We start from the raw sequence: 25,591 nt of genomic DNA, 5'->3' as shown, positions 1-25,591 counted from the left end.
CGGAACAAGGATGACGCCGCTGCACCGCCACCAGATCGCCTGGCTCGCGCGCGGCGCCTGGCGGCGTGTGCTCGAACGCCATTGGGACGGAGTGGGCCGCGAGTGCCTGGGGCATTGGGCCGAACACGGCTTGCCGCTCGTCGTGACGCGGCAGCCGTCCGGCGCGCGTGACGTCGCAGACGAGATCGCGCTCGGGCTGAGTGCGCCGCAACGCTGGGGACGGCGGCGCATCGCGCTGACCGTGCCGCGCACGGACGTGCTGTACTTCGACGAGTTCCCGCGCATCGACCAGATCGGTCCGTCGCTGCCGTCGGCGGCCAGAGCAGCCTTGCGGCGCCTGGGTGCGCAGTTGCAGGAAAGGCGCGCCACGGCTCGCGTCTATGGCAGTCACGGCTGGCAGCATCTCACCGGCCTCGATCATGTGCGCCAGGGATCGGATCTGGACGTCTGGGTCGCGGTGTCCGATGTCCATCAGGCCGATGCGGTGGCGGCGATGCTGCAGGGGTCGCGCTGTACCGGCCTGCGCCTGGACGGCGAGCTCGTGTTCGACGACGACACGGCCGTCGCCTGGCGCGAGTGGCACAGGTGGCGCGCGCGGCGTACCGGCGCCCTGCTGGTCAAGCGACTCGGCGGCCCGGCTCTGGCGACGCCGGACGACATCGGCGCGGTTTTGGGCACCGCGACGCCGATGGCATGAGCACTCTCGCGCCCGCGCGATCGGCGCTATCGGAGCCTCTGCCATCCGCGCAACAGATCGGCCGCGCTGCGACGCTGGCGCTGCACGACGAACTGGCACTCGCGCCCAAGCCGGGCCTGGTGACGCTCACCGACCCGGGCAGCCATGCCGACATGGACGCCCACACTTTCATGCGCAGCCTGTTCGCGCTGCGCGGCTACTTCGTCCGCATCGCAGTGCTCGGTGCGCGCGGGGCGCCGTTCGAGGCGCTCGAGCGCTGCGGCATCGACGCCGAAGCCCGCATGCTGGCGGCGACTGGCGGCATCAACACGCACCGCGGCGCCATCTTCGTGCTCGGCCTGCTGTGCGCGGCCGCCGGCGCGCTCGCCGCCAATCAGCAGCGGCCAGAGCCAGCCGCCCTGCGCCGTACCCTGATGACGCGCTGGGGCGCGGCTCTTGCCGCGCGGGCACTGCGGCCGTCGAACTTGCCGGGCGGGTTGGCCGCTCGGCGGCTCGGCCTGCGCAGTGCGTCGACGGAGGCCGCACTCGGATTCCCGACGCTGTTCGAGCTTGCGCATCCGGCGTTGCAGGCCGGGCTCGCGCGTGGCCTCGGGCCGCAGCGCGCACGGCTCGGCAGCCTGTTCGAGGTGATGGCCGTGCTCGATGACAGCAACCTGGCGCATCGAGGCGGACTCGAGGGCCTGCGCTTCGCGCAAGGTGCGGCGCGCGATTTCCTGGGTGCCGGGGGCGCGTCGAACCCGCAGGCGGCAGAGCGAGCCCATGCCATCGGCGTCGCATTCGTGCGGCGGCGCCTGTCGCCCGGCGGGGCCGCCGACACGCTGGCCGCGGCCTGCTGGCTGCATCGCATTCAGGCACTCGCCGTCGCATGACGCTTGCGCTCCTGTTTCCGGGCCAGGGCGCCCAGCATCCGCAGATGCTGCGCTGGCTCGACCGACGGCCGGAAGCCGCCACGACCCTGGGCCAATTGGCCGCGCTGATCGGTTCGGACTGGCGCAATCGCCTGGACGATGCCGACTGGCTCGCCTCGAATCGGGTCGCACAACCATTGCTGACCGGCATCGGCCTTGCAGCCTGGCAGTGCCTTTCGGAGCGGCTGCCGCTGCCGGCGGTGGTCGCCGGCTATAGCGTCGGCGAATTGGCGGCATTCGCGGTCGCCGGTGCGTTCGACACCGAGGCGGCCCTGGCCTTGGCCGGAACGCGTGCCGACCTCATGTCGGCGAGCGTATCGGGTACCGACACCGGGCTGCTCGCCGTGCACGGGCCGCGCGCACGCGAGCTCGGCGAGGCCGATCCGGATCTCGCAGTGGCGATCCGCATCGCCGACGAACGTGTGATCGTGGGCGGACCCTCACCCGCGCTCGACCGGGCGGCCACTCGATGGACGCAGGCAGGCTTGCGCTGCACTCGGCTGACCGTCCGCATCGCCTCGCACACGCCGTGGATGAGCGGCGCCGCCGCGGCCTTCGCACAGCGCCTGTCGGCGATGCCCCTGCGCACGCCACGAGCGGCGATCGCCTGCAATTTCAGCGGCGCGGCGACGCGCAATGCTGCCGCGCTGTCGCAGGCTCTCGCCCGACAGATCGCGAGCCCGGTGCGCTGGGGCGAGTGCATGGACTCGATCGCCGAGCGACGCACGCGCTGCGTGTTGGAGGTTGGTCCGGGCGCGACGCTCGCGGCCATGTGGCGCGAGCGTCACCCAGCAATCCCGGTGCGCTCGGTAGACGAGTTTCGTGACGTCGACGGCATCGTGCGCTGGGTCGAACGGACGCTGCGTTGAGGTGGTGTCCGTCAACGACGGCGCTTCGGCATCGGCAAATCGTCGAAATCGAACGCGCACTCGTCTCGCCAATCGTCCCGCCAGGCCAAGCTCTTGAAAGATCGGGTCCTCACCCTATAATCACGCCTGCTAGCACTCGAGAACGCTGAGTGCTAACGACGGAACCTGGCTTCCCGCCGATTCTTCGTCATACGTGATTGAGCGCACACTTCGCCTCGATCTCAGGCAATCCAACGTTATCAGTCCACTAGGAGATGTTATGAAACTTCGTCCGTTGCACGACCGCGTGATCGTCAAGCGCCTGGAACAGGAAACCAAGACCGCCTCCGGCATCGTGATCCCCGACAACGCCGCCGAGAAGCCGGATCAGGGCGAAGTCCTGGCCGTCGGCCCGGGCAAGCGCAGCGACAAGGGCGACTTCATCGTCCTGAACATCAAGGTCGGCGACCGGGTGCTGTTCGGCAAGTACAGCGGCCAGACCGTCAAGGTCGACGGCGAAGAACTGCTGGTGATGAAGGAAGACGACCTGTTCGCGGTCGTCGAGAAGTAAGCCTTCTCCTTCCTGATCAGCCCCAATTTCTAAGCATTCGGAGAAACAAACATGGCAGCAAAAGACGTCATCTTCGGCGGCGAGGCACGTGCCCGCATGGTCGAAGGCGTGAACATCCTGGCGAACGCCGTCAAGGTGACCCTCGGCCCGAAGGGTCGCAATGTGGTGCTCGAACGTTCGTTCGGCGGCCCGACCGTGACCAAGGACGGCGTGTCCGTGGCCAAGGAAATCGAGCTCAAGGACAAGCTCCAGAACATGGGCGCGCAGATGGTCAAGGAAGTCGCTTCCAAGACCTCCGACATCGCCGGTGACGGCACCACCACCGCCACCGTGCTCGCGCAAGCCATCGTTCGCGAAGGCATGAAGTACGTGGCCGCGGGCATGAACCCGATGGACCTGAAGCGCGGCATCGACAAGGCCGTCACCGCGCTGGTCGAGCAGCTGAAGAAGCAGTCGAAGGCGACGACGACCTCGAAGGAAATCGCGCAAGTCGGCACGATCTCGGCGAACAGCGACGAAGAAGTCGGCAAGATCATCGCCGATGCGATGGACAAGGTCGGCAAGGAAGGCGTCATCACCGTCGAAGACGGCAAGAGCCTGAACAGCGAGCTCGAAGTCGTCGAAGGCATGCAGTTCGACCGCGGCTACCTGTCGCCGTACTTCATCAACAACCCGGAAAAGCAGACCGCGACGCTGGACAACCCGTTCGTGCTGCTGTTCGACAAGAAGATCAGCAACATCCGTGACCTGCTGCCGACGCTCGAGCAAGTCGCGAAGTCCGGTCGTCCGCTGCTGATCATTGCCGAAGAAGTCGAAGGCGAAGCGCTCGCGACCCTGGTCGTCAACACGATCCGCGGCATCCTGAAGGTCGTCGCCGTCAAGGCACCGGGCTTCGGTGATCGTCGCAAGGCGATGCTCGAAGACATCGCGATCCTGACCGGCGGCAAGGTCATCGCCGAAGAAGTCGGCCTGACGCTCGAGAAGGTCCAGCTGGCCGATCTGGGCCAGGCCAAGCGCGTCGAAGTGGGCAAGGAAAACACCACGATCATCGACGGCGCCGGCGCCGCGGCCGACATCGAAGCGCGCGTCAAGCAAGTGCGCGTGCAGATCGAAGAAGCCACGAGCGACTACGACCGCGAGAAGCTGCAAGAGCGCGTGGCCAAGCTGGCCGGCGGTGTTGCGGTGATCAAGGTCGGTGCCGCGACCGAAGTCGAGATGAAGGAAAAGAAGGCCCGCGTCGAAGATGCGCTGCACGCCACGCGTGCTGCCGTCGAAGAAGGCATCGTGGCCGGTGGTGGCGTCGCGCTGCTGCGCGCCAAGCAGGCCGCAGGCACGATCGCCGGCGACAACGCCGACCAGGACGCCGGCATCAAGCTGGTGCTGAAGGCCATCGAATCGCCGCTGCGCGAGATCGTCTTCAACGCCGGCGGCGAAGCCAGCGTGGTGGTCGCTGCGGTGTTGGCCGGCAAGGGCAACTACGGCTTCAATGCCGCAAACGACACCTACGGCGACATGATCGAGATGGGCATTCTCGACCCGACCAAGGTGACCCGCACTGCACTGCAGAACGCGGCGTCGGTCGCTTCGCTGATGCTGACGACCGAGGCGATGATCGCCGAGGCTCCGAAGGAAGAGTCGGGCGCCGGCGGCGGCATGCCGGGCGGCATGGGCGGCATGGGTGGCATGGGCGGTATGGACATGTAATGTTATTTGGGCAGCTTTGCTGCCCAAATAACTCGGGGCGTTCGAGCATCGGTCGGGGACGACCGATGCTCAACTTCCCGGCAGTCAAAGAGGGCGCTTCGGCGCCCTCTTTCTATTGCGTCTGCGAGAGATGGCGCTCGATCTCGGCAGCGACGAACTTCGGCCGCTCGTGGATGATCCAGTGCGTCGCCCCGGGCACGCGCACGAGGCGCAGATCGGGGATGAAGGCGTCGAGGCCGTCGATCAGCGGCAGCGGCAGCGCGATGTCGTCTTCGGCCCAGATCACCAGCGTCGGCCGCTTCACGGTGACGAACTCGGGCGCGAACTCGATCTTCATCACCGCGGCATCGGCTGCCATCGGCGGGCGCAGCGGCGACGCGCGGTAATAGTTGCAGCCGCCGGTCAGCCCGGCATCCCAGATCGCGCGGTATTGCTGCCGCACCGGCTCGGTCAACCAGCCCCCGCCCTCGCGCTTCGGATCGGCCGCACCCATGTTCTCGAACATCGGCCACATGCGCGCGTAGTCGTTCTCGGCGAGCAGCGCTTCGGCATCATGCCGGCACAGGAAGTTCATGTAGGCGCTCGCGGCCTGCTGCTGCGGGCTGTGCTGCAACTCGCGCAGAAAGGTCGCCGGGTGCGGCGAATTGACGATCACGAGCCGCTTCAGCAACTCGGGGCGCAGCGCGGCCAGTGTCCACGCCACCGCGCCGCCCCAATCGTGCGCGACCAATGCCTCGATGGGTGCGCCACCGCAGTGCGCGATCAGCGCTTCGAGATCGGCGGTCAGGTGCTTGACGCGGTACTGCTCCGGCGCGGCCGGCGCGGATGACGGCCCGAAACCGCGCAGATTGGGAGCGACGCAGCGATAGCGGTCGCCGAAGTGCTCGAGGATCTCGTCCCAGACGAATGCCGCCTCGGGGAAGCCGTGCAGGAACACCAGCAGCGGCGCGCCGATCTTGCCGCTCGCGCGGCAGCTCAAGGTGATGCCATGCGGCAGCACGGCGTCGAAGGTTTCAATCATGGCTTGCCTCCTCGGGCTCGCAGTATCGGCCGCGCCCCGGCGCCACCGCGTCACCCGCGGGACATCAGCCGGGTTGGAGCCAGCCGTGCAACACGCGGGCCGCGTCGCCGACACCCTTCTTCTTCAACGCCGAGAACAGCGCGACCTGCACATCGGCCTCGTCGGTCACGATCTCGCCGAGCACGGTCTGCGCGCTGGCGAGCGCAGCGGTTGCTTCGGCGCGATTGAGCTTGTCGGACTTGGTCAGCAGCACCAGCAGCTTGACCGAGCCATTGCCCACCCGCTTTGCCATGAAGCTCATCAGTTGCCGATCGAGGTCGGTGAAGCCCAGGCGCGAGTCGACCATCAGCACGACACCGACGAGGCTGCGACGCACGTCGAGGTAGTCGGCCATCACCTTCTGCCAGCGCAGCTTCGCGCCGCGCGCGACCGCCGCGTAGCCATAGCCCGGCAGGTCGGCGAACAGTGCGTTCGGCACCATCTTCGGGCCGAGGTCGAACAGGTTGATGTGCTGCGTGCGGCCGGGCGTCTTCGACGCGAACGCGAGGCGCTTCTGCTGCGTCAGCGTGTTGATCGCGGTCGACTTGCCGGCGTTCGAGCGGCCGACGAAGGCGATCTCGGGCAGCTCGGTCTGCGGCAGCTGGTCGAGCTGGCTGGCGGTCGTGCGAAAGCGCGCGGTATGGCACCAGCCGAGCGCACGCTTCTCGATGTCGGCCGCTGTTTCGGCACCTGCCTCGTGACTCACGACCGGGGCCGGATTGGAATTGTTTTGCTCGCCCATGGAGTCGCCCAAAGCCCTCATTGTAAAATCACCGGGTTTTGCACAAGAAATACGCTGCACTCATGAAGTCTGTTGCCACCGTCGTTGCCTCCTTGCTGCTCGCCGCGTCTGCCTCGATGGCTTTCGCCGAAGAGGCCAAACCCGCCGCCAAGAAGGCCGACCTGGCCAAGGGCCAGACCACCTCGACCAACGTCTGCGCGGCCTGCCACACCAACGACGGTTCGCGCGGCAGCCCGGCGAACCCGATCATCCAGGGCCAGCACCCGGAATACCTCGTGAAGCAGCTGGGCGAGTTCAAGTCCGGCCAGCGCGCGAGCCCGATCATGCAAGGCATGGCCGCCACGCTGAGCGAAGACGACATGCGCAATGTCGCCGCGTTCTACGCCGGCAAGCAGCCCAAAGCCGGCTTCGCGAAGAACAAGGCCACCGTCGAGCTCGGCGAGAAGATCTACCGCGGCGGCATCGCCGAACGCAGCATCCCGGCCTGCGCCGGCTGCCACAGCCCGAACGGCGCCGGCCTGCCCTCTCAGTACCCGCGCCTGGCCGGCCAGCATGCCGACTACACCGAAGCGCAGCTGATCGCCTTTCGCTCCGGCGCGCGCAAGAACAGCGCGCCGATGACCGGCGTCGCCGCGAAGCTGAACGACCGCGAGATCAAGGCCGTCGCCGACTACATCGCCGGCCTGCACTGAAGCGTTCTTCCCCCTTTCCTGAAAGGGCCGGTCTCGCACCGGCCCTTTGTCTTGGCGCATGCCGTGTTTGTGCCCTGCCCCGGATAATCCGCCCATGACCGCCACGACCACCGGCATCGAAGTGCGCGCCCGATCGCGCTGGGTGCGCGACTGCGTCGAGCTGGTGTCGTCGATGCGCTTCTCGATCTCGCTGCTGACGGTGATCTGCATCGCCTCGGTGATCGGCACGGTCGTCAAGCAGCACGAGCCTTACGGCAACTACGTGAACCAGTTCGGGCCGTTCTGGGCCGAGCTGTTCGCAAAGGTCGGGCTGTACACGGTCTACAGCGTCTGGTGGTTCCTGCTGATCCTCGCGTTCCTGGTGGTGTCGACGAGCCTGTGCATCGCGCGCAACGTGCCGAAGATCATCCACGACCTGCGCACCTACAAGGAAAAGGTGCTCGCCGAGGCGCTGAAGAATTTTCACCACCACGGCACGTCGGAAGTCGCCGAATCCCGCGACCAGGCGTTCGAGCGCATCGGCGCGCTGCTCGTGCACGGCGGCTGGAAGGCGAAGGTGCAGGTGCGCGAAACCGGCACGATGATCGCCGCGCGCCGGGGCACCGCGAACAAGCTCGGCTACATCGCGGCGCATTCGGCGATCGTGCTGGTGTGCATCGGTGGCCTGCTCGACGGCGACCTGATCGTGCGTGCGCAGATGGCGCTGCAGGGCAAGAGCTCCTATACCGGCGGCGGCCTGATGAAGGACGTGCCGGCGAACTACCGTCTCGGCCCGGGTACGCCGACGTTCCGCGCGAATCTGCTGGTGCCCGAGGGTTCGCGCTCCGGCACCGCGGTGATCAGCATGCAGGACGGCGTCGTGCTGCAAGACCTGCCGTTCGACGTCGAGCTGAAGAAGTTCATCGTCGACTACTACGACACCGGGATGCCGAAGCTGTTCGCGAGCGAGATCGTGATCCATGACCGCGACACCGGGCAGTCGATCCCGGCGCTCGTCAAGGTCAACGAGCCGGCGTTCCATCGCGGCGTCGCGATCTACCAGAGCAGCTTCGACGACGGCGGCTCGTCGCTGAAGCTGCGCGGCCTGCCAATGACGGCGTCGGGCAAGCCCTTCGAGATCGAAGGCGTGGTCGGCGGCAGCACCCAGATCTCCGACGGCGACACGAAGATGACGCTCGAGTTCACCGGGCTGCGCGTCATCAACGTCGAGAACCTCGGCGGCAACGCCGCGGGCGGCGGCGCGACCGATGTGCGCAAGGTCGACCTGGTCGCCTCGCTGAACGACCACCTCGGCTCCGGCGCGAGGACGAGCAACAAGAAGGAGCTGCGCAACGTCGGCCCGTCGGTCAGCTACAAGCTGCGCGATGCGTCGGGCCAGGCGCGCGAGTTCAACAACTACATGTTGCCGGTCGAGCTCGACGGTCAGCGCGTGTTTCTCGCCGGCGCGCGCGACAAGCCCGAGCAGGCGATGCGCTACCTGCGCATTCCCGCCGACGACAAGGACAGTGTCGACGGCTGGGCGCGGCTGCGCGCCGGCCTGCTCGACCCCGCGCTGCGCGCGCAAGCCGCGGCGCGCTATGTCGCACTCGCCACGCCGGCCGGCCGGCCCGAGATGGCCGTGCAGCTGACGACCACCGCCGAGCGCGCGCTTGCGCTGTTCGCCGGCGCGGAGTCGGCCCGCAAGGGCGTGGTCGATCCTGCCAAGCCGAATGCCGGGCTGCAGGCGATCTCCGACTTCATCGAAGGCAGCGTGCCCGAGGCCGACCGCGGCCGCATCTCGGAGGTGCTGCTGCGCATCCTGAACGGCAGCCTGTTCGAGATGCTGAACCTGACCCGGGCGCAGGCCGGTCTGCCGCCCGTGGCACCGGACGACAAGACGCAGGCCTTCATGACGATGTCGGTGCTGTCGCTGTCCGACAGCTTCTTCTATCCGGCGCCGGTGCTGTTCGAACTGGCCGATTTCAAGCAGGTGCAGGCCAGCGTGTTCCAGGTCGCGCGCGCGCCGGGCAAGACGCTCGTCTACCTCGGCGCGGTGCTGCTGATCATCGGCGTGTTCGCGATGCTCTACATTCGCGAGCGGCGCCTGTGGGTATGGCTCGCGCCGTCGGCCACCGGAACGAAAATCACCGCGGCGATGTCCACCACGCGTCGCACGCTGGATGTCGACGCCGAGTTCGAACAGCTGAAGCACCAGATTCTGAAGGACGCCGCCTCATGAACACCACGACGCTGAAGACCATGACTCTGGGGCGCCCGTCCGGCGCAGTCGGCTTCTTCTCGGGGCGCTCGCTGTTCGACTGGGCCTTCGCCGCGCTCGTGCTCGGCGCTGGCGCCTATGCATTCGCGCGCTACCTGGGCGCGATGGACTACTACGAGAAGCTGATCCTGGTCGCCGCGCTGCCGGTCGCCATCCTGCTCGGCTGGTTCTGGGGCCCGCTGCGCGTGCTGATGCTCAGCGTCGCGCTCGCGACGCTGTGGGCCATCGGCCTGTACAACCGGCAGCTCGACGGCTTCGGCGCCGACCTCGCGCAGGGCGACAAGGTCTTCATGCTGAAGTACTTCCTGTCGAGTCAGAGCGCAATCATGTGGATGAGTGTGCTGTTCTTCATGAGCACCGCGTTCTACTGGATCGGCTTCGCGGCGAAGACCGAAAACAACGCCGCGGTGCGCATCGGTTCGGGCCTGACCTGGGCCGCCGTGTTCATGGCCCTCACCGGCACGATGGTGCGCTGGTTCGAGAGTCACCAGATCGGGCCCGACATCGGCCACATCCCGGTCAGCAACCTGTACGAAGTGTTCGTGCTGTTCTGCTGGCTCACGTCGCTGTTCTACCTGTATTACGAGCAGCACTACAAGATCAAGTCGCTGGGCGCGTTCGTGATGCTGGTGGTCAGCGCCGCGGTCGGCTTCCTGATCTGGTACACCGTCGCGCGCGAGGCGAGCGAGATCCAGCCGCTGGTGCCTGCGCTGCAGAGCTGGTGGATGAAGCTGCACGTGCCGGCGAACTTCATCGGCTACGGCAGCTTCTCGCTCTCGGCGATGGTGGCGCTCGCCTACGTGCTGAAGAACTCGACACCGCGCGCGCTGTGGATCGGCCTGCTCGGCGTGCCGGGCGCCGTGATCGCGCTGCCGTTGCTCGGCTTCGCGCTGTTCGGCGGCCTCTCGCCGGACGGCATGGCGTCGGCCGCCAAGTCGGGCCGGATGGTCGTGGGTCTGATGGCGTTCTTCGCGTTCGCGATCCTCGCGCGCAAGTGGATCAACGCGCGCACGCCGAGCGCCGAGATCGCCGACGACCTGATGTACAAGTCGATCGCGGTCGGGTTCGCGTTCTTCACGATCGCGACCATTCTCGGTGCGTTCTGGGCTGCCGAAGCCTGGGGCGGCTACTGGAGCTGGGACCCGAAGGAAACCTGGGCGCTGATCGTCTGGCTGAACTACGCGGCCTGGCTGCACATGCGGCTGATGAAGGGTCTGCGCGGCAACGTCTCAGCCTGGTGGGCGCTGACCGGGCTCGTCGTCACCAGCTTCGCGTTCCTCGGCGTGAACATGTTCCTTTCAGGCTTGCACTCCTACGGTACGCTGTGATCACCTGATCCTGCCGATCATGGCGGCGATGCTTGCGCCGCGGTCCCGCCTGATTCGGTGACGAGAATCTCATCAGGCATCAACAGCACGTCGACGCCGTACAAGCGCGCCAGGGCGATCAGCTTTGGCGGCGCATGGCGCAGCGCGAACGGCTTGCCCCAGGCATCCGCCGCGCGCTGGCATTCGAGCAGCACGGCCAGCGCGGCCGAGTCGAACTGCTGAAGGTTCGAGGCGTCGATCACCACGGTGGGGTGCTGCTGCTCGTCCTTCAGCGCCTGCATCAGCAGGCGCCGCGTGTCGTTGGCCTCTTTGGCGGTAACGCTGGCGGGCAGCAGCAGCATGGGCGCGATCAGCTCTTCGAGGCGCCGGCCGACTTGTTGCGCGCAGCGAGCTTCGAGATCAGACCGTCGATGCCGCCCGAGCCGATCTCCTGCGAGAAGCTGTTGCGGTAGTTCTCGACGAGCCAGACGCCGAGCACGTTCACGTCGTAGATCTTCCAGCCGTTCGGCGTCTGTTCGAGCCGGTAGTCGAGCTGGATCGGGTCGCCGCGACCCTTGATCTCGGTCTTCACGACGACCTCGGGATCGGTCGGCGCGCCGCGCATCGGCTTGAGTTCGACGGTCTGGTCCTGGACCTGCGCGAGCGCGCCGGAATACGTGCGCACGAGCAGAATCTTGAATTCATCCTGCAGGCGCTTTTGCTGCTCGGGTGTGGCCTGGCGCCAGTAGCGGCCGACAGCCGACGACGTCATGCGCTGGAAGTTCACGTACGGCATCACCTTGGTGTCGACCAGCGCAATGATCTTCTGCACATCACCCTGCTTGACCGACTTGTCGGCCCGCAGCGCATCGAGCACTTCGGTCGAGACTTCCTTGATCAACGCATCGGGCGCCTTGCCCGCCTGGGCTTGCGCCTGCGCGAATGCGCTACCTATGGTCAGCAACAGCGCAGCGGTCAGCCACGGAATGATTCGCTTGAACAACATGTTGTTTCCTTTTCGTTGGACCGGCGCCGCAGCGCCCGATCGCTGTCTGAGCCCGTGCGGGTCGCTTGGTTCAGTGCGGTCCGCCCTCTACAACGCGCGAGGCGAGCATCCGGTTCACGGCTTCGCCGGCGTCGACGCGCCGCGCGCCGGGGCCTCGGGCGCTTCGGGTGCCGACGCTGGCGTGCCGGCGGGTGTCGGCGCCTCGGGCATGTCGGGCGCGTCGCCGTCGAAGACCAGGCTGCGGCGCCGCTGCAGGTAGGCATCGCGAATGAAGCTGTACTTGTCGAGCGCGATGTCGTCGATCACCTGGCTCGCACCGAGCAGTTTCGCGCGCGTGTTGATGATCTGCAGCCCGACGATGCCGAACTGCCAGCTGCCATTGTTGAGGTAGAGCGCCGGCGACGCGGTGCGATCCAGCGGCAGCGCGATCGACTCGCGCACCGACGAGGGCCCGATCAGCGGCCACACGACATAGGCGCCGGCGCCGAAGCCCCAGCGGCCGAGCGTCTGGCCAAAGTCTTCATAGTGGTGCTCGAGCCCGAACTCGCTGGCGATGTCGAGCACGCCGAAGAAGCCGAACACGGTGTTGGTCGTGAAGCGCACGACATCGGTGAACGCCGGCTCGCCCTTGCCCTGCAGCACGTTGTTGACGGCCGACCACGCATCGGCGGCATTCGCGAAGAAGTTGTCGACGCCGCGGCGCACGAACTGCGGCACGACCTTCGCGTAGCCGGTCGCGACCGGCTTCAGGATCTTCTCGTCCAGCCCTTCGTTGAACGCGAAGACCTTGCGATTCCAGTTCTCCCACGGGTCGAGGCGCGCGCCCGGGCCGCCGCGGGCGTCTTTCATGAGAGTCTGCGTTGTCGCACAGCCGCCGAGCACGAGCGACGCGCTCACCGTCAGGGTCAGCAGCGCGAGCCCGTACCACGGGCGCGTGTTGGAGGTGCGGATCATTTCTTGCCTCCGGCGGCTGTGGGCGGCACAGCAGCGGCCGGCGCTGCACCTGCGTCGGCCGCCTTGCTGAACAGGAACTGGCTGATCAGGCTTTCGAGCACGATCGCCGATTGGGTCTGCTTGATCGTGTCGCCGGGGGCGAAGTTCTTCTCGTCGCCGCCAGCTTCGAGGCCGACATACTGATCGCCGAGCAAGCCAGAGGTCAGGATGCGTGCCGACGAGTCGACCGGGAACTGCACCGACTTCTGCATGTCGAGCTTCACGACGCCTTGGAAGGTCTTCGGGTCGAGCACGATCGCCGACACGCGGCCGACGGTGACGCCGGCGCTGCGCACCGGCGAGCGCACCTTCAGCCCGCCGATGTTGTCGAACTTCGCGGTCAGCACGTAGGTTTCACCGCCGTTGAAGGTGCCCAGGTTCGCAGTCTTCAGCGCCAGGAACACCAGGGCGGCGATCCCGAGCAGCACGAAGAAACCGACCAAGATTTCGGTGCCTCTTCGGTTCATCGCAAGGCCTCGTCAGAACGTGTTTTCATCTGCTTCTTCTTTCTGTTGTCGCTCAGCGCGTCGAGAACATCAGCGCGGTGAGCACGAAGTCCATCGCCAGGACACTCAGCGACGAGATCACGACCGTGCGTGTGGTCGCGCGCGCCACGCCCTCGGGCGTGGCCGTGGCCTCGAAGCCCTGGTAGACCGCGACGAAGCTGCAGATCACGCCGAACACGATGCTCTTGACGATGCCGTTGCCGAGGTCGCGCTTCACGTCGACGCCGTGTTCCATGATGGACCAGAAGTTGCCCGGGTCGAGCCCGATCATCAACACGCTGACGACGTAGGCGCCGAGGATACCGACGGCCGAGAACAACAGCGCCAGAACGGGCATCGCAATGATGCCGCCGATGAAGCGCGGCGCGAGTACCCGGCTCTTCGGATCGACCGCCATCAGCTCCATCGCGGCAAGTTGCTCGCCGGCCTTCATCAGCCCGATCTCGGCCGTCAGCGAGGTACCGGCACGGCCCGCGAACAGCAGTGCGGTGACGACCGGGCCGAGCTCGCGCACCAGCGAGAGGTTGACGACGAGACCAACCGAATCGGCGGCGCCGTAGGTGACGAGCGCGTAATAGGTCTGCAGCGCGAGCACGAAGCCGACCGCCAGCCCCGACGACAGGATCACGAGCAGCGAGAGGTTGCCCAGCGCGTGCACCTGCACCACCGCGAAGTACGGACGGCGCAGCGACGCCGGCAGCGTACGCACAAGCTCCCAGAAGAAGAACGCGTGGTGCCCGAGCGCGCGCAGGCATTCGAGCACGAAGCGGCCGATCGCGCCGATCCAGTTCATGCCTGGGCGCCGCGCAGGCCGAGATCCTGCGCCAGCGACGGCGCGGGATAGTGAAACGGCACCGGCCCGTCGGGCTCGCCGCGGATGAACTGGCGCACCTGCGGGTCGGTGCTGGCATTCAGTTCCTCGGGCCGACCGTGCGCAATCACGACGCCGGGTGCGGCCATGATGTAGGCGTAGTCGCAGATCTCGAAGCACTCCTGCACATCGTGCGAGACGATCAACGAGGTCGCGCCGGTCGCGTCGTTCAGCTTGCGGATCAGGTTCGCGGTGACGCCCATTGCGATCGGATCGAGGCCGGTGAACGGCTCGTCGTAGAGCAGCACTTCGGGGTCGAGTGCGATCGCACGGGCGAGCGCAACGCGCCGGCCCATGCCTCCGGAGATCTCGGCGATGCGCAGCTTCGCAGCACCTCGCAGGCCGACGGCATTGAGCTTCATCAGCACGATGTCGCGGATCATCTCTTCGTCGAGATCCGTGTGCTCGCGCAGCGGGAACGCGACGTTCTCGAACACCGACAGGTCAGTGAACAGCGCGCCGAACTGGAACAGCATGCCGAGCCGGCGGCGCAGGCGATAGAGCTGCTCGGCGCTGCGCGTGTCGATCGCCTCGCCATCGACGCGGATGCTGCCGCTGCCCACCGGATGCACCCCGCCGATCAGGCGCAACACGGTGGTCTTGCCGCAGCCCGAACCGCCGAGGATCGCGGTGACCTGGCCGCGCCCGAAGCACATCGAGATGTCGTTGAGGATGTTCCTGCCGGGGTCGTAGCCGAACGTGACGTGGTCGATCGCGATCAGCGTGTCGGGGCTGACGGCGTCGGGGTTCGTTCGGCTGGGGTCACTCGGCATTCTTCGGGCGTTGTTGTCGCGGGCCACAACAGCGCAACGAGGCCGCATTTCTGGCGCGGTCGGCTGTCGAAAACGATTGTCTCACGCGACCTTCGCGGCCGTTGCGCCGCCTCGGGCGCTTTTGCACACCTTCACATGCGCTGTCTCGAGCTCGCAACTCAACGCGGCAGGTCGCTCGCACCCATCAGGAACAGATCGACCGCGCGCGCCGCCTGCCGTCCTTCGCGGATCGCCCACACGACCAGCGACTGGCCACGCCGCATGTCGCCGGCGGCGAAGACCTTGTCGACGTTGGTCGCGTAGCCGCCGACCGCATCGACGCTCGCCCGCGCGTTGCCGCGCGCATCCTTCTCGATGCCGAAGGCCTCGAGCACGCTCGAAACCGGGCTCACGAAACCCATCGCGAGCAGCACCAGGTCCGCCGGCAGCACCTGCTCCGAGCCGGGCACCTCGACCATCTTGCCGCCCTGCCACTCGACACGCACCGCCTTCAGCGCCTTGACCTTGCCCTTGTCCTTGCCCTCGCCGGCGATGAACTCCTTCGTCGCGATCGCGAACTCGCGTTCGCAGCCTTCTTCATGGCTCGACGAAGTGCGCAGCTTGATCGGCCAGTAGGGCCAGACCAGCGGCTTGTTCTCGGACTCCGGCGGCATCGGCAGCAGCTCGAACTGCGTGACGCTGGCTGCACCGTGGCGGTTGCTGGTTCCGACGCAGTCGCTGCCGGTGTCGCCGCCGCCGATCACGATCACGTGCTTGCCATCGGCGCGAATTTGGGTGATTCCATGGTTCTTGAGCTTGCCGCCGGCGTTGATCAAGTTCTGCTGCGGCAGGAACTCCATCGCGAAGTGGATGCCATCGAGCTCGCGGCCCGGCACCGGCAGATCGCGCGACTGCTCGGCGCCGCCGGTCAGCAGCACCGCGTCGAACTCGGCCTTCAACTGCTCCGGCGTGATCGTTTCCTTGGCCCAGTTCGTGACCTTCGAACCCTCCGGAAGCTTGCCGATCAGCACGCCGGTGCGCATCGACACGCCCTCGGCCTCCATCTGCCTGACGCGGCGATCGATGTGTGTCTTCTCCATCTTGAAGTCGGGGATGCCGTAGCGCAGCAGGCCGCCGATCGCATCGTTCTTCTCGAACAGCGTCACGTCGTGGCCGGCGCGCGCCAGCTGCTGCGCCGCCGCCATGCCGGCCGGGCCGGAGCCGACGACCGCAATGCGCTTGCCTGTCTTCGCCTTCGGCGGCCGCGGCTTGACCCAGCCCTCGGACCAGGCGCGATCGATGATCGCGTGCTCGATGCTCTTGATGCCGACCGCGTCGTCGTTGACGTTCAGCGTGCACGCCGCCTCGCACGGCGCCGGGCAGATGCGGCCTGTGAACTCGGGGAAGTTGTTGGTCGAGTCGAGCACCGCAAACGCGTTCTTCCAGTCGGCCCGGTACACGAGGTCGTTGAAGTCGGGAATGATGTTGTTGACCGGGCAGCCGTTGTTGCAGAACGGCGTGCCGCAGTCCATGCAGCGCGCGCTCTGGATCTTGGCCTCGTCCTCCTTGAGGCCGATAACGAATTCCTTGTAGTGCTTCTTGCGCTCGGCGACGGGCGCGTAGCCCTCTTCGAGGCGCTCGTATTCCATGAAGCCGGTGACTTTTCCCATGATGGCGTGTTCTTCTCGTGGTGGCTTACTTGGCGGGCACCGACTGGCTCTTGGCCTTCGTCGCGCTGCCGGCATCCTGGATCGCCTTGGCGGCGGCCAGCTTCGCGGCCTGCTCGCCCAGCGCACGCTTGTACTCGTTCGGGAAGACCTTCACGAACTTCGCGCGCGACTCGACCCAGTGGTCCATGATGTGGCGCGCCCGCAGCGAGCCGGTCCACTTGTGGTGGTCCTCGATCAGCTTCTTCAGCAAGGCCTCGTCGCTCTGGCCCTGGTGCCACAGCGGCTTGTCGGCCTCCTGCTCGGCGGTGCTCAGCACTTTGCCAAGCGTCACCATCGAGGTGTTGCAACGCGATGCGAAGCTGCCGTCTTCGTCGTAGACGTAGGCGACGCCGCCGCTCATGCCCGCCGCGAAGTTGCGGCCGGTCTTGCCGAGCACGGCGACCGTACCGCCGGTCATGTACTCGCAGCCATGGTCGCCGGTACCTTCGACGACCGCGGTCGCGCCCGACAGGCGCACCGCGAAGCGTTCGCCGGCGACGCCGCGGAAGAACGCCTCGCCGCTGGTCGCGCCATACAGCACGGTGTTGCCGACGATGATGTTCTGCGTCGCATCGCCGCGAAACTCGATCGACGGCCGGATCGCGATGCGCCCGCCGCTCATGCCCTTGCCGGTGTAGTCGTTGGCGTCGCCGATCAGGTAGATCGTGATGCCCTTCGCGAGGAATGCGCCGAAGCTCTGGCCGCCGGTGCCCTCCATCTGGATGAAGATGGTCTGGTCGGGCAGGCCCTCGGGCCGGTGCCGGATCAGTTCGCCCGACAACATCGCGCCGACGGTGCGATTGACGTTGCGCACCTCCTCCATGAACTGCACCTTCTCGCCGCGATCGATCGCCGGGCGGCACTTCTCGATCAGCTTGACATCGAGCGCGCGTGCGAGGCCGTGGTCCTGCGCCTCGGTCTGGCGGCGCGGCACCTCGGCCGGCGCGGTCGGTGACTGGAACACGCGGCTGAAGTCCAGACCCTTCGCCTTCCAGTGGGCAATGCCCTTCTTCGTGTCGAGCAGGTCGGCGCGTCCGATCAGATCGTCGAACTTGCGCACGCCGAGCTGCGCCATGATCGAGCGCGCCTCCTCGGCGACGAAGAAGAAGAAGTTGACGACGTGCTCGGGCCGACCGGTGAACTTCTTGCGCAGCACCGGATCCTGCGTCGCGACGCCGACCGGGCAGGTGTTCAGGTGGCACTTGCGCATCATGATGCAGCCCTCGGCGACCAGCGGAGCGGTCGCGAAGCCGAACTCGTCGGCGCCGAGCAGCGCGCCGATGACGACGTCGCGCCCGGTCTTCATCTGACCGTCGGCCTGCACGCGGATGCGCGAGCGCAGCCGGTTCAGCACCAGTGTCTGCTGGGTCTCGGCCAGACCGAGCTCCCACGGCGTGCCGGCATGCTTGATCGAGCTCCACGGCGACGCGCCGGTGCCGCCGTCATGGCCGGCGATGACCACGTGGTCGGCCTTCGCCTTCGCGACGCCGGTCGCGACCGTGCCGACGCCGACCTCGCTGACGAGCTTGACGCTGATGCTGGCGCGCGAGTTCGCGTTCTTCAGGTCGTGGATCAGCTGCGCGAGGTCTTCGATCGAATAGATGTCGTGGTGCGGCGGCGGCGAGATCAGCCCGACGCCGGGCACCGAATAGCGCAGCATGCCGATGTAGTCGGTGACCTTGCCGCCCGGCAGCTGGCCGCCTTCGCCCGGCTTCGCGCCCTGCGCCATCTTGATCTGGATCTGGTCGGCGCTCGACAGGTATTCGGTCGTGACGCCGAAACGCCCCGAAGCGACCTGCTTGATCTTCGAGCGCAGCGAATCGCCCTCGTTCAACTCGAAGTCGACCTGGATGTTGCCGGGCCCGATGACGTCGCTGAACTTCGTGCCCTGCTTGATCGGGATGCCCTTCAGCTCGTTGCGGTAGCGCGCCGGGTCTTCGCCGCCCTCGCCGGTGTTGCTCTTGCCGCCCATCCGGTTCATCGCGACCGCGAGGTTCGCGTGCGCTTCGGTGCTGATCGAGCCGAGCGACATCGCGCCGGTCGCGAAGCGCTTGACGATCTCGCTCGCCGGCTCGACCTCTTCGATGTGGATCGCCTTCGCGGGGTCGACCTTGAACTCGAACAACCCGCGCAAGGTCATGTGCCGATGCGACTGGTCGTTGATGATCTGCGCGTATTCCTTGTAGGTCTCGTACTTGTTGGCGCGCGCGCTGTGCTGCAGCTTGGCGATCGCGTCGGGCGTCCACATGTGCTCTTCGCCGCGCACGCGCCAGGCGTATTCGCCGCCGGCATCGAGCATGTTCTCGAGCACCGGGTCGTCGCCGAACGCGCACCTGTGCATGCGGATCGCCTCTTCGGCCACATCGAAGACATCGATGCCGCCGACCTGGCTCGCGGTGCCGCGGAAGTACTTCTGCACCAGGTCCTTCTCGAGCCCGATCGCCTCGAACAGCTGCGCGCCGCAGTAGCTCATGTAGGTCGACACGCCCATCTTCGACATGATCTTCGACAGACCCTTGCCGACCGCCTTGACGTAGTTGTAGATCGCCTTGTCGGCCGAGAGGTCGCCGGCGAGCTCCTTGTGCATCGCGGCGAGCGTTTCCATCGCGAGGTACGGGTGCACCGCCTCGGCGCCGTAGCCGGCGAGCACGCCGAAGTGATGCACTTCCCGCGCCGAGCCGGTCTCGACGACCAGCCCCGCGGTCGTGCGCAAGCCTTCGCGCACCAGGTGTTGATGGATCGCCGACAGCGCGAGCAGCGCGGGGATCGCGACGAAGTCGCGGTTCATCTGTCGATCGCTGATGATCAGGATGTTGTGACCGCTCTTGATCGCGTCGACGCTTTCGGCGCAGAGCGACGCCAGCTTGGCTTCGACGCCTTCGTCACCCCAGACCAGCGGGTACGTGATGTTCAGCTCATAGCTCTTGAACTTCGCGCCAGTGTGCTTCTCGATCTCGCGCAGCCGCGCCATGTCGTCGAAATCGAGGATCGGCTGCGCCACCTCGAGGCGCATCGGCGGGTTCACCGCGTTGATGTCGAGCAGGTTCGGCTTCGGGCCGATGAACGACACCAGCGACATCACGATCGCCTCGCGGATCGGGTCGATCGGCGGGTTCGTGACCTGCGCGAACAGCTGCTTGAAGTAGTTGTAGAGCGGCTTGTTCTTGTCCGACAGCACCGCGAGCGGCGAGTCGTTGCCCATCGAGCCGATGCCTTCCTCGCCGGCCTGCGCCATCGGGCTGAGCAGGAACTTGAGGTCTTCCTGGGTGTAGCCGAAGGCCTGCTGCCGGTCGAGCAGCGATTCGGGGTGCGCGGCGGGCCGCTCGCCGGGCGGCACGTCGTCGAGCTTGACGCGCACGCTCTCGATCCACTGGCGGTACGGCTTGGCGGACGCGAACTGGTTCTTCAGTTCTTCGTCTTCGATGATGCGACCCTGTTCGAGGTCGATCAGCAGCATCTTGCCGGGCTGCAGGCGCCACTTCTTGACGATGCGGTTCTCCGCGATCATCGGCAGCACACCCGACTCGGAGGCGCCGACCACCAGGTCATCGTCGGTGACGATGTAGCGCGTCGGGCGCAGTCCGTTGCGATCGAGCGTCGCGCCGATCTGGCGGCCGTCGGTGAAGACCATCGCGGCCGGGCCGTCCCACGGCTCCATCATCGCGGCGTGGTATTCGTAAAACGCGCGGCGGCGCTCGTCCATCGTCGCGTGCTGCTCCCAGGCCTCGGGGATCATCATCATCGCGGCATGGGCAAGCGAGTAGCCGCTCATCACGAGCAGTTCGAGCGCGTTGTCGAACGTGGCGGTGTCGCTCTGGTGCTCGAAGCTGATCGGGTAGAGCTTCTTCAGGTCGTCGCCGAGCACCGGCGACCTCATCACGCCCTCACGCGCGCGCATCCAGTTGAAGTTGCCCTTGACGGTGTTGATCTCACCGTTGTGCGCGACCATCCGGTACGGGTGCGCGAGCGGCCACTCGGGGAACGTGTTGGTCGAGAAGCGCTGGTGCACCAGTGCAAGTGCCGAGACGACGCGCGGATCCTGCAGGTCCTTGTAGTACTTGCCGACCTGGTCGGCCAGCAACAGGCCCTTGTAGATGATCGTGCGGCAGCTCATGCTCGGCACGTAGTACTCGCGCGAATGCGTCAGCTTCAGTGCCTGGATCGCCGCCGAAGCGGTCTTGCGGATCACATACAGCTTGCGCTCGAGCGCGTCCGGGACGATCACGTCGGGCCCGCGGCCGATGAAGATCTGCTTCAGGATCGGCTCTTTCGCGCGCACCGTCGGCGACATCGGCAGCTCGGCATCGACCGGCACGTCGCGCCAGCCGAGCAGCACCTGGCCTTCGGCCTTGACGGCACGCTCCAGTTCCTGCACGCAAGCCAGCCTGGAGGCATGCTCCTTCGGCAGGAAGATCATGCCGACGCCGTATTCGCCCGGTGGCGGCAGTTCGACGCCTTGCAGCGCCATCTCGGCACGGTAGTACTCGTCAGGGATCTGGATCAGGATGCCGGCGCCGTCGCCCATCAGCTTGTCGGCACCGACCGCGCCGCGGTGGTCCAGGTTCTCGAGGATCTTCAGCCCTTGCTCGACGATGCTGTGCGCCTTCTGGCCCTTGATGTGGGCGACGAAGCCGACACCGCAGGCATCGTGCTCGCGGCTCGGGTCGTACAGGCCGAGGCGTTGCGCAGCGTCGATCTCATGGACGGGCGCGGGAGCGGAAGTGGCGGGCCCGAGGGCGTGTTTTGGCATGGCGGCGCTCCGTGAATTCGGCGAAGGATACTGCAGTGCAGCATGGCGCTCAAGAACAATCTCTCCAATCTGTCCCCATTTTAGAAGATTGCTATGTCATTTCGTATTAAATGGGGACAGTTCAAATGATAGATCAATCGGTGCCGCTGGCTCTGCGCGGAGGCCGACCGCGCGGTCGTGGCGCGACCGGCCGGTCGCTCGTCGCTGCGACCGCAGCGACAAACGCCGGCGCGCCGAGCGGCCAGCCACCGCGCGCGGCGCCGAACAATTCAGCGACCTGGTCATCGCGCAGTGGGCGCTGCAATTCCTTGTCATGCCGTGCCTCCCGCTCGAACGGCGTGTTGCCGAGCCGCCACCAGAACTCGTGTTCGGTGATCGCGGGGGCCGCGCCGCGACCGACATGGTGGCGCGCGCTGGACCAGGGCCATTCGCTGGCCATCCCCGCTGCGCCAGCCCGGACCGGCGCCTGTTCGATCATCACGATGCAGCGAAGCAAATAACGTTCCGGGTCCAGCGCCGTGGCCTGGAAGCGGCCTGCCCAAAGCGAACCGCTCCCGCCGTGGCGCCGGTGAAACGTCGCGACGTAACGCCGGTTCACGCGCTGCATGAAGCGACCGAGGTCGGCGGCATCGCGCGGCGTCGCGAGCAGCAGCACGGCATCGTCGAGCAACGCGTACGCGTGCAGCGCAACCGGGCCGCCGCGCGTCAGCTCGCGCAGCGCGTCGAGGTAGGCAAGGCGGTCAAGGTCGTCGACGAATGCGGGCTGTGCGCCGCCGCTGCGCTGAACCACCAGATGCGGTTGGCCGGCGACGGCCAGGCGCGGCATGCGGGCCATGGGCGGGATTCGTCCGACGTGACGGTGGTCAATTCGGGCCGGCGCGCGGATCGCCGAGCTCGATCGTCGCACCGGTCAGGCGGCGGTGCTCCTTCAGCGCGAACCGGTCTGTCATGCCCGCGATGTAGTCGACCACGGCCTGTTGCAACGGCAGGCGCCGCGCGTGTTCGGCGGGCAGCTGCGCCGGACGCGCGAGGTAGGCGTCGAACAGTTCGCGGACCACCGTTCTCGCACCATCGGTCGTTCGCACCACCTGCTCGTGCCGATACAGCCCGCGGCGCAGAAAAGCGTTCACCTGGCGCAATTCCTCGCCCATGCCGGCACTGAACGCGATCAGCGGCGGCGCTTGGCGCGCCGCGTCGGCCGAGTCGGGCCGACCTGCGGTCAGCAGTACGGTCGACGCATCGATCAGGTCGTAGACGAGCGCCGACAGCATGCGGCGCAGCGTCTCGTACAGCAGGCGCCGGCCGGTCAGCGTCGGCGCGCTGCGCAGTGCTTCGTGATGGAAGGTCAGGAACAGCGGCAGCTCGAGCAACTGCTCGTAGACCAGCAGGCCGGAACGCACGCCGTCGTCGATGTCGTGCGTGTTGTAGGCGATCTCGTCGGCCAGGTTGCACACCTGGGCCTCCAGGCTCGGCTGGCTGCGATCGAGAAACCGGCGGCCGACGCCGCCTGGCTCGTCGGCCTCGAGCGCGAGCGCACGGCGCCGCGAACAGTGCTTCAGGATGCCCTCGCGCGTCTCGAAGCTCAGGTTCAGCCCGTCGAACGCCGGATAACGTTCCTCGAGAACATCGACCACGCGCAGGCTCTGGAAGTTGTGCTCGAAGCCGCGGCTGTCCGGATCGACCTGGCGCAGGCGCTCGTCGAGCGCATCCTGCCCGGCATGGCCGAACGGCGTGTGCCCGAGATCGTGAGCGAGCGCGATCGCTTCGCACAGATCCTCGTTGAGGCGCATCGTCCGCGCGATCGAGCGCGCCAGCTGCGCGACCTCCAGCGAATGCGTCAGGCGCGTGCGGAACAGGTCGCCCTCGTGGTTCAGAAAGACCTGGGTCTTGTAGACGAGGCGGCGGAACGCAGTGCTGTGCACGACGCGATCGCGATCGCGCTGGAAGTCGTTGCGCGTTGGCGCCGGGACTTCGGCGTGGCGCCGCCCGCGGGTCTTCTCCGGGTCGCTGGCCCAGGCGCTGAGCGAGCCGGGCGGCGAGCTCGAGCCACTCACCCTGTGTGCGCCTCGAGCACCTGCGCCACGAGCGCATCGGGCGCTCGGCGCAGACCGGCACGACCGGGCGCCTCGATCACGACGAAGCGGATCGCTCCCGCCTCGGCCTTCTTGTCGAGCCGCATCAGTTCGAGGTAGCGCTGCGTTCCCAGCTTCGGCCCGACGACCGGCAGCCCGGCACGCTCGATGATCGCGTGGATGCGGCGTGCATAGTCGGCGCCGATCAGGCCGAGCCGCGCCGACAGATCCGCCGCCATCACCATCCCGCAGCCGACGGCCTCGCCATGCAGCCACTCGCCATAGCCCAGGCCGGTCTCGATCGCGTGCCCGAAAGTGTGGCCGAAGTTCAGGATCGCGCGCAGATCGGCCTCGCGCTCGTCCTGCGCGACGACGCCGGCCTTGATCTCGCACGAGCGCTTGATCGCATGCGTCAGCGCCGCCTTGTCGCGGGCTTTCAGCGCATCGAGGTTCGCGTCGATCCAGTCGAGGAACGCGTCATCGGCGATCGGACCGTACTTGATGACCTCGGCAAGGCCAGCGACCAGCTCACGCTGCGGAAGGGTGTCCAGTGAGTCGATGTCGGCGACGACACGCAAGGGCTGGTTGAACACGCCGATCATGTTCTTGCCGAGCGGATGGTTGATCGCGGTCTTGCCGCCGACCGAGGAGTCGACCTGCGCGAGCAGCGTGGTCGGCACCTGCACGTACGGAACGCCGCGCATGTAGCAGGCGGCGGCGAAGCCGGTCATGTCGCCGACGACGCCACCGCCGAGGGCAAACAGCACCGTCTTGCGGTCGCAAGCCGAGGCGAGCAGCGCATCGAAGATCGAGTTGAGCGCGGTCCAGCCCTTGTGCGACTCACCATCGGGCAGCACGATCAATTGCACCTGTGCGAACGTGCCCCGCAGCGCCACCGTCAGGCGTTCAGCGAGCAGCGGCGCGACGGTCTCGTTGGTCACGATGGCTGCCGCATGGCCGGTCGCAAGGTCGCGATAGATTTCGGGCCGATCCAGCAAGCCCGACCCGATCAGGATGTCGTAGCGGCGCTCGGCCAGGTCGATGTGGACACGCTCAATGCCGGAGTTCATCGCCCAAGTGTACGAGGGCACCGCGCGGGCGGCGGCACTCGTCAACGCGGCCGCGAATCGACCGGCGACGGGGCGCTCACGGGATCGACGACACCAGCGAGCTCCAGTTGCATCAGGATCATGTTGACGAGCGTCGGTACCGACGGGCGACCGGTCTCGACAATGAAGTGGGCCGTCTCACGGTACAGAGGATCGCGGACCGCGTACATCTCGCACAGCCGTCCCAAAGGGTCGGCCACCTGAAGCAATGGACGCTTGACGTCGTGGCGCAGGCGCCGGTACAGGTCCTCCGGGGTCGATCGCAGGTAAACGACGATCGCATGCTGGTTCAGCGCCTCGCGGTTGGCTGACCGCAGCACCGCGCCACCGCCGGTCGCAAGCACAAGGTTCGGGGCTTGCACCAACTCCGCGATCACCTGCGCCTCGATTTCACGGAAGCGTTCTTCGCCTTCGTGCTCGAAGAAGGCGCGGATCGAGCAGCCGATGCGCTGCTCGATGACAGCATCGGTGTCGATGAAGTCCCGGTTCAGTCGCCTGGCGAGGTGCCGGCCGATCGTCGACTTGCCGCCACCCGGCATCGAGATCAACGCAATGGTTTCGGGCTTGCGCACGGGCCTGCGCCAACGTGAGTCGTCGGATCTTCCTCGATGTGGCCCCAGGCCGGTCAGGCACCAGGCGTCGTCGTGACGGTCAAGGTGACGTTGTTTCCGAGCTTGTCGACAACAACGATGTTGCCCGGCGAGACACAGCCACCGAGCGTGGTGATGGTGAAACTGCCGCCGCGATCGCTGACCGATCCGGTGTTCAGTGCTATGAAATCCGGCACCGTATTGTCGAGGCGATAAGGAGCCGCGCCGCCATAGACGAAGATCGTCGCGGTTCCGCCGGCGGGGCAGGTGCCCACCGACGTACCGACCGGCGGCGCCGTGAAGGTCACCGTGCTGGGCACGATACTGAACGTCGTGGGTGAGCCCGCCTCCGCATCCCCGCCCCCGCCACAAGCCGTCATCGCTGCGGCAGCGACCAACACGGGAATGGCGGCAATCAGCTTCCTTGATTTCATCGCTCGCACCTGT

General features: G+C 66.8%; 23 protein-coding genes. 8 read left to right on the top strand and 15 right to left on the bottom strand.

Annotated features, from left to right (window positions below):
- Positions 1 to 10: 10 nt before the first annotated feature.
- The 5 genes from mdcG to groL all read left to right on the top strand — a co-directional run bounded on the left by mdcG (position 11) and on the right by groL (position 4,728).
- The gene (gene mdcG, locus AC1DTW_RS17400; RefSeq protein WP_477982542.1) at positions 11 to 697 is read left to right on the top strand and encodes a malonate decarboxylase holo-[acyl-carrier-protein] synthase; all 687 of its coding nucleotides are present in this window, start codon (positions 11 to 13) and stop codon (positions 695 to 697) included.
- A complete protein-coding gene (locus tag AC1DTW_RS17395) occupies positions 694 to 1,566 on the top strand; it encodes a triphosphoribosyl-dephospho-CoA synthase (RefSeq protein ID WP_477982572.1) in 873 nt (290 codons plus the stop codon). Before mdcG ends, AC1DTW_RS17395 begins: the two co-directional genes overlap by 4 nt.
- Positions 1,563 to 2,474 carry a malonate decarboxylase subunit epsilon gene (gene mdcH / locus AC1DTW_RS17390; protein WP_477982541.1) on the top strand — a complete coding sequence of 304 codons (912 nt, stop codon included), beginning with the start codon at positions 1,563 to 1,565 and terminating at the stop codon, positions 2,472 to 2,474. The genes AC1DTW_RS17395 and mdcH overlap by 4 nt, the downstream gene beginning before the upstream one ends.
- A 259-nt stretch (positions 2,475 to 2,733) precedes the next feature.
- The gene (locus AC1DTW_RS17385; protein WP_322342648.1) at positions 2,734 to 3,024 is read left to right on the top strand and encodes a co-chaperone GroES; all 291 of its coding nucleotides are present in this window, start codon (positions 2,734 to 2,736) and stop codon (positions 3,022 to 3,024) included.
- Positions 3,025 to 3,075: 51 nt separating this feature from the next.
- Positions 3,076 to 4,728 carry a chaperonin GroEL gene (gene groL, locus AC1DTW_RS17380; RefSeq protein WP_477982540.1) on the top strand — a complete coding sequence of 551 codons (1,653 nt, stop codon included), beginning with the start codon at positions 3,076 to 3,078 and terminating at the stop codon, positions 4,726 to 4,728.
- 112 nt (positions 4,729 to 4,840) lie between these two features.
- On the opposite strand, the gene AC1DTW_RS17375 is transcribed toward groL, so the two are convergent.
- A complete protein-coding gene (locus AC1DTW_RS17375) occupies positions 4,841 to 5,749 on the bottom strand; it encodes an alpha/beta fold hydrolase (RefSeq protein WP_477982539.1) in 909 nt (302 codons plus the stop codon).
- Positions 5,750 to 5,813: 64 nt separating this feature from the next.
- Positions 5,814 to 6,494: a ribosome biogenesis GTP-binding protein YihA/YsxC gene (yihA, locus tag AC1DTW_RS17370; RefSeq protein ID WP_477982538.1), complete on the bottom strand. Its 681-nt coding sequence runs from the start codon at positions 6,492 to 6,494 to the stop codon at positions 5,814 to 5,816.
- 98 nt (positions 6,495 to 6,592) lie between these two features.
- Here yihA and AC1DTW_RS17365 point away from each other — a divergent pair, with 98 nt between their 5' ends.
- The 3 genes from AC1DTW_RS17365 (at position 6,593) to ccsB (ending at position 10,807) form a co-directional block, all read left to right on the top strand.
- Positions 6,593 to 7,222 (top strand): c-type cytochrome, encoded by a 630-nt coding sequence (locus tag AC1DTW_RS17365; protein WP_477982536.1) that lies wholly within the window; start codon positions 6,593 to 6,595, stop codon positions 7,220 to 7,222.
- Positions 7,223 to 7,316: 94 nt separating this feature from the next.
- Positions 7,317 to 9,440 (top strand): cytochrome c biogenesis protein ResB, encoded by a 2,124-nt coding sequence (locus tag AC1DTW_RS17360; RefSeq protein WP_477982535.1) that lies wholly within the window; start codon positions 7,317 to 7,319, stop codon positions 9,438 to 9,440.
- Complete coding sequence (gene ccsB / locus AC1DTW_RS17355; RefSeq protein ID WP_477982534.1) at positions 9,437 to 10,807, top strand: c-type cytochrome biogenesis protein CcsB; 1,371 nt, start codon at positions 9,437 to 9,439, stop codon at positions 10,805 to 10,807. The genes AC1DTW_RS17360 and ccsB overlap by 4 nt, the downstream gene beginning before the upstream one ends.
- Positions 10,808 to 10,824: 17 nt before the next feature.
- Here ccsB and AC1DTW_RS17350 read toward each other — a convergent pair whose 3' ends face one another.
- The 13 genes from AC1DTW_RS17350 to AC1DTW_RS17290 form a co-directional block, all read right to left on the bottom strand.
- The gene (locus AC1DTW_RS17350) at positions 10,825 to 11,148 is read right to left on the bottom strand and encodes an STAS domain-containing protein (RefSeq protein WP_477982533.1); all 324 of its coding nucleotides are present in this window, start codon (positions 11,146 to 11,148) and stop codon (positions 10,825 to 10,827) included.
- 8 nt (positions 11,149 to 11,156) lie between these two features.
- Entirely contained in the window at positions 11,157 to 11,792 is a 636-nt protein-coding gene (locus AC1DTW_RS17345) for an MlaC/ttg2D family ABC transporter substrate-binding protein (RefSeq protein ID WP_477982532.1), read from the bottom strand.
- Positions 11,793 to 11,906: 114 nt separating this feature from the next.
- Positions 11,907 to 12,746, bottom strand: coding sequence for an MlaA family lipoprotein (locus AC1DTW_RS17340; protein ID WP_477982530.1), 840 nt, complete (start codon positions 12,744 to 12,746; stop codon positions 11,907 to 11,909).
- Entirely contained in the window at positions 12,743 to 13,252 is a 510-nt protein-coding gene (gene mlaD, locus AC1DTW_RS17335) for an outer membrane lipid asymmetry maintenance protein MlaD (protein WP_477982529.1), read from the bottom strand. The genes AC1DTW_RS17340 and mlaD overlap by 4 nt, the downstream gene beginning before the upstream one ends.
- Positions 13,253 to 13,304: 52 nt before the next feature.
- Complete coding sequence (mlaE, locus tag AC1DTW_RS17330) at positions 13,305 to 14,084, bottom strand: lipid asymmetry maintenance ABC transporter permease subunit MlaE (protein ID WP_477982528.1); 780 nt, start codon at positions 14,082 to 14,084, stop codon at positions 13,305 to 13,307.
- Positions 14,081 to 14,935, bottom strand: a complete 855-nt coding sequence (locus AC1DTW_RS17325) for an ABC transporter ATP-binding protein (protein WP_477982526.1) — start codon at positions 14,933 to 14,935, stop codon at positions 14,081 to 14,083. The genes mlaE and AC1DTW_RS17325 overlap by 4 nt, the downstream gene beginning before the upstream one ends.
- Before the next feature lie 158 nt (positions 14,936 to 15,093).
- A complete protein-coding gene (locus tag AC1DTW_RS17320; RefSeq protein WP_477982525.1) occupies positions 15,094 to 16,584 on the bottom strand; it encodes a glutamate synthase subunit beta in 1,491 nt (496 codons plus the stop codon).
- A 25-nt stretch (positions 16,585 to 16,609) separates the two neighbouring features.
- On the bottom strand, positions 16,610 to 21,373 hold the full coding sequence (locus tag AC1DTW_RS17315) for a glutamate synthase-related protein (protein WP_477982524.1): 4,764 nt from the start codon (positions 21,371 to 21,373) through the stop codon (positions 16,610 to 16,612).
- 133 nt (positions 21,374 to 21,506) lie between these two features.
- On the bottom strand, positions 21,507 to 22,199 hold the full coding sequence (locus AC1DTW_RS17310; RefSeq protein ID WP_477982523.1) for a transposase: 693 nt from the start codon (positions 22,197 to 22,199) through the stop codon (positions 21,507 to 21,509).
- A 37-nt stretch (positions 22,200 to 22,236) separates the two neighbouring features.
- Positions 22,237 to 23,427 (bottom strand): deoxyguanosinetriphosphate triphosphohydrolase, encoded by a 1,191-nt coding sequence (locus tag AC1DTW_RS17305; protein WP_477982522.1) that lies wholly within the window; start codon positions 23,425 to 23,427, stop codon positions 22,237 to 22,239.
- Positions 23,424 to 24,515, bottom strand: a complete 1,092-nt coding sequence (gene aroB, locus AC1DTW_RS17300; RefSeq protein ID WP_477982521.1) for a 3-dehydroquinate synthase — start codon at positions 24,513 to 24,515, stop codon at positions 23,424 to 23,426. Before aroB ends, AC1DTW_RS17305 begins: the two co-directional genes overlap by 4 nt.
- Positions 24,516 to 24,556: 41 nt before the next feature.
- The gene (locus tag AC1DTW_RS17295) at positions 24,557 to 25,093 is read right to left on the bottom strand and encodes a shikimate kinase (RefSeq protein WP_477982571.1); all 537 of its coding nucleotides are present in this window, start codon (positions 25,091 to 25,093) and stop codon (positions 24,557 to 24,559) included.
- Positions 25,094 to 25,179: 86 nt separating this feature from the next.
- Entirely contained in the window at positions 25,180 to 25,578 is a 399-nt protein-coding gene (locus AC1DTW_RS17290) for a hypothetical protein (RefSeq protein ID WP_477982520.1), read from the bottom strand.
- Positions 25,579 to 25,591: the final 13 nt, after the last annotated feature.

The organism is Rhizobacter sp. P5_A1 (assembly GCF_056400745.1).
The sequence above is the reverse complement of the archived record's forward strand: the minus strand, read 5'-3'. Positions and strand labels throughout refer to the sequence as shown.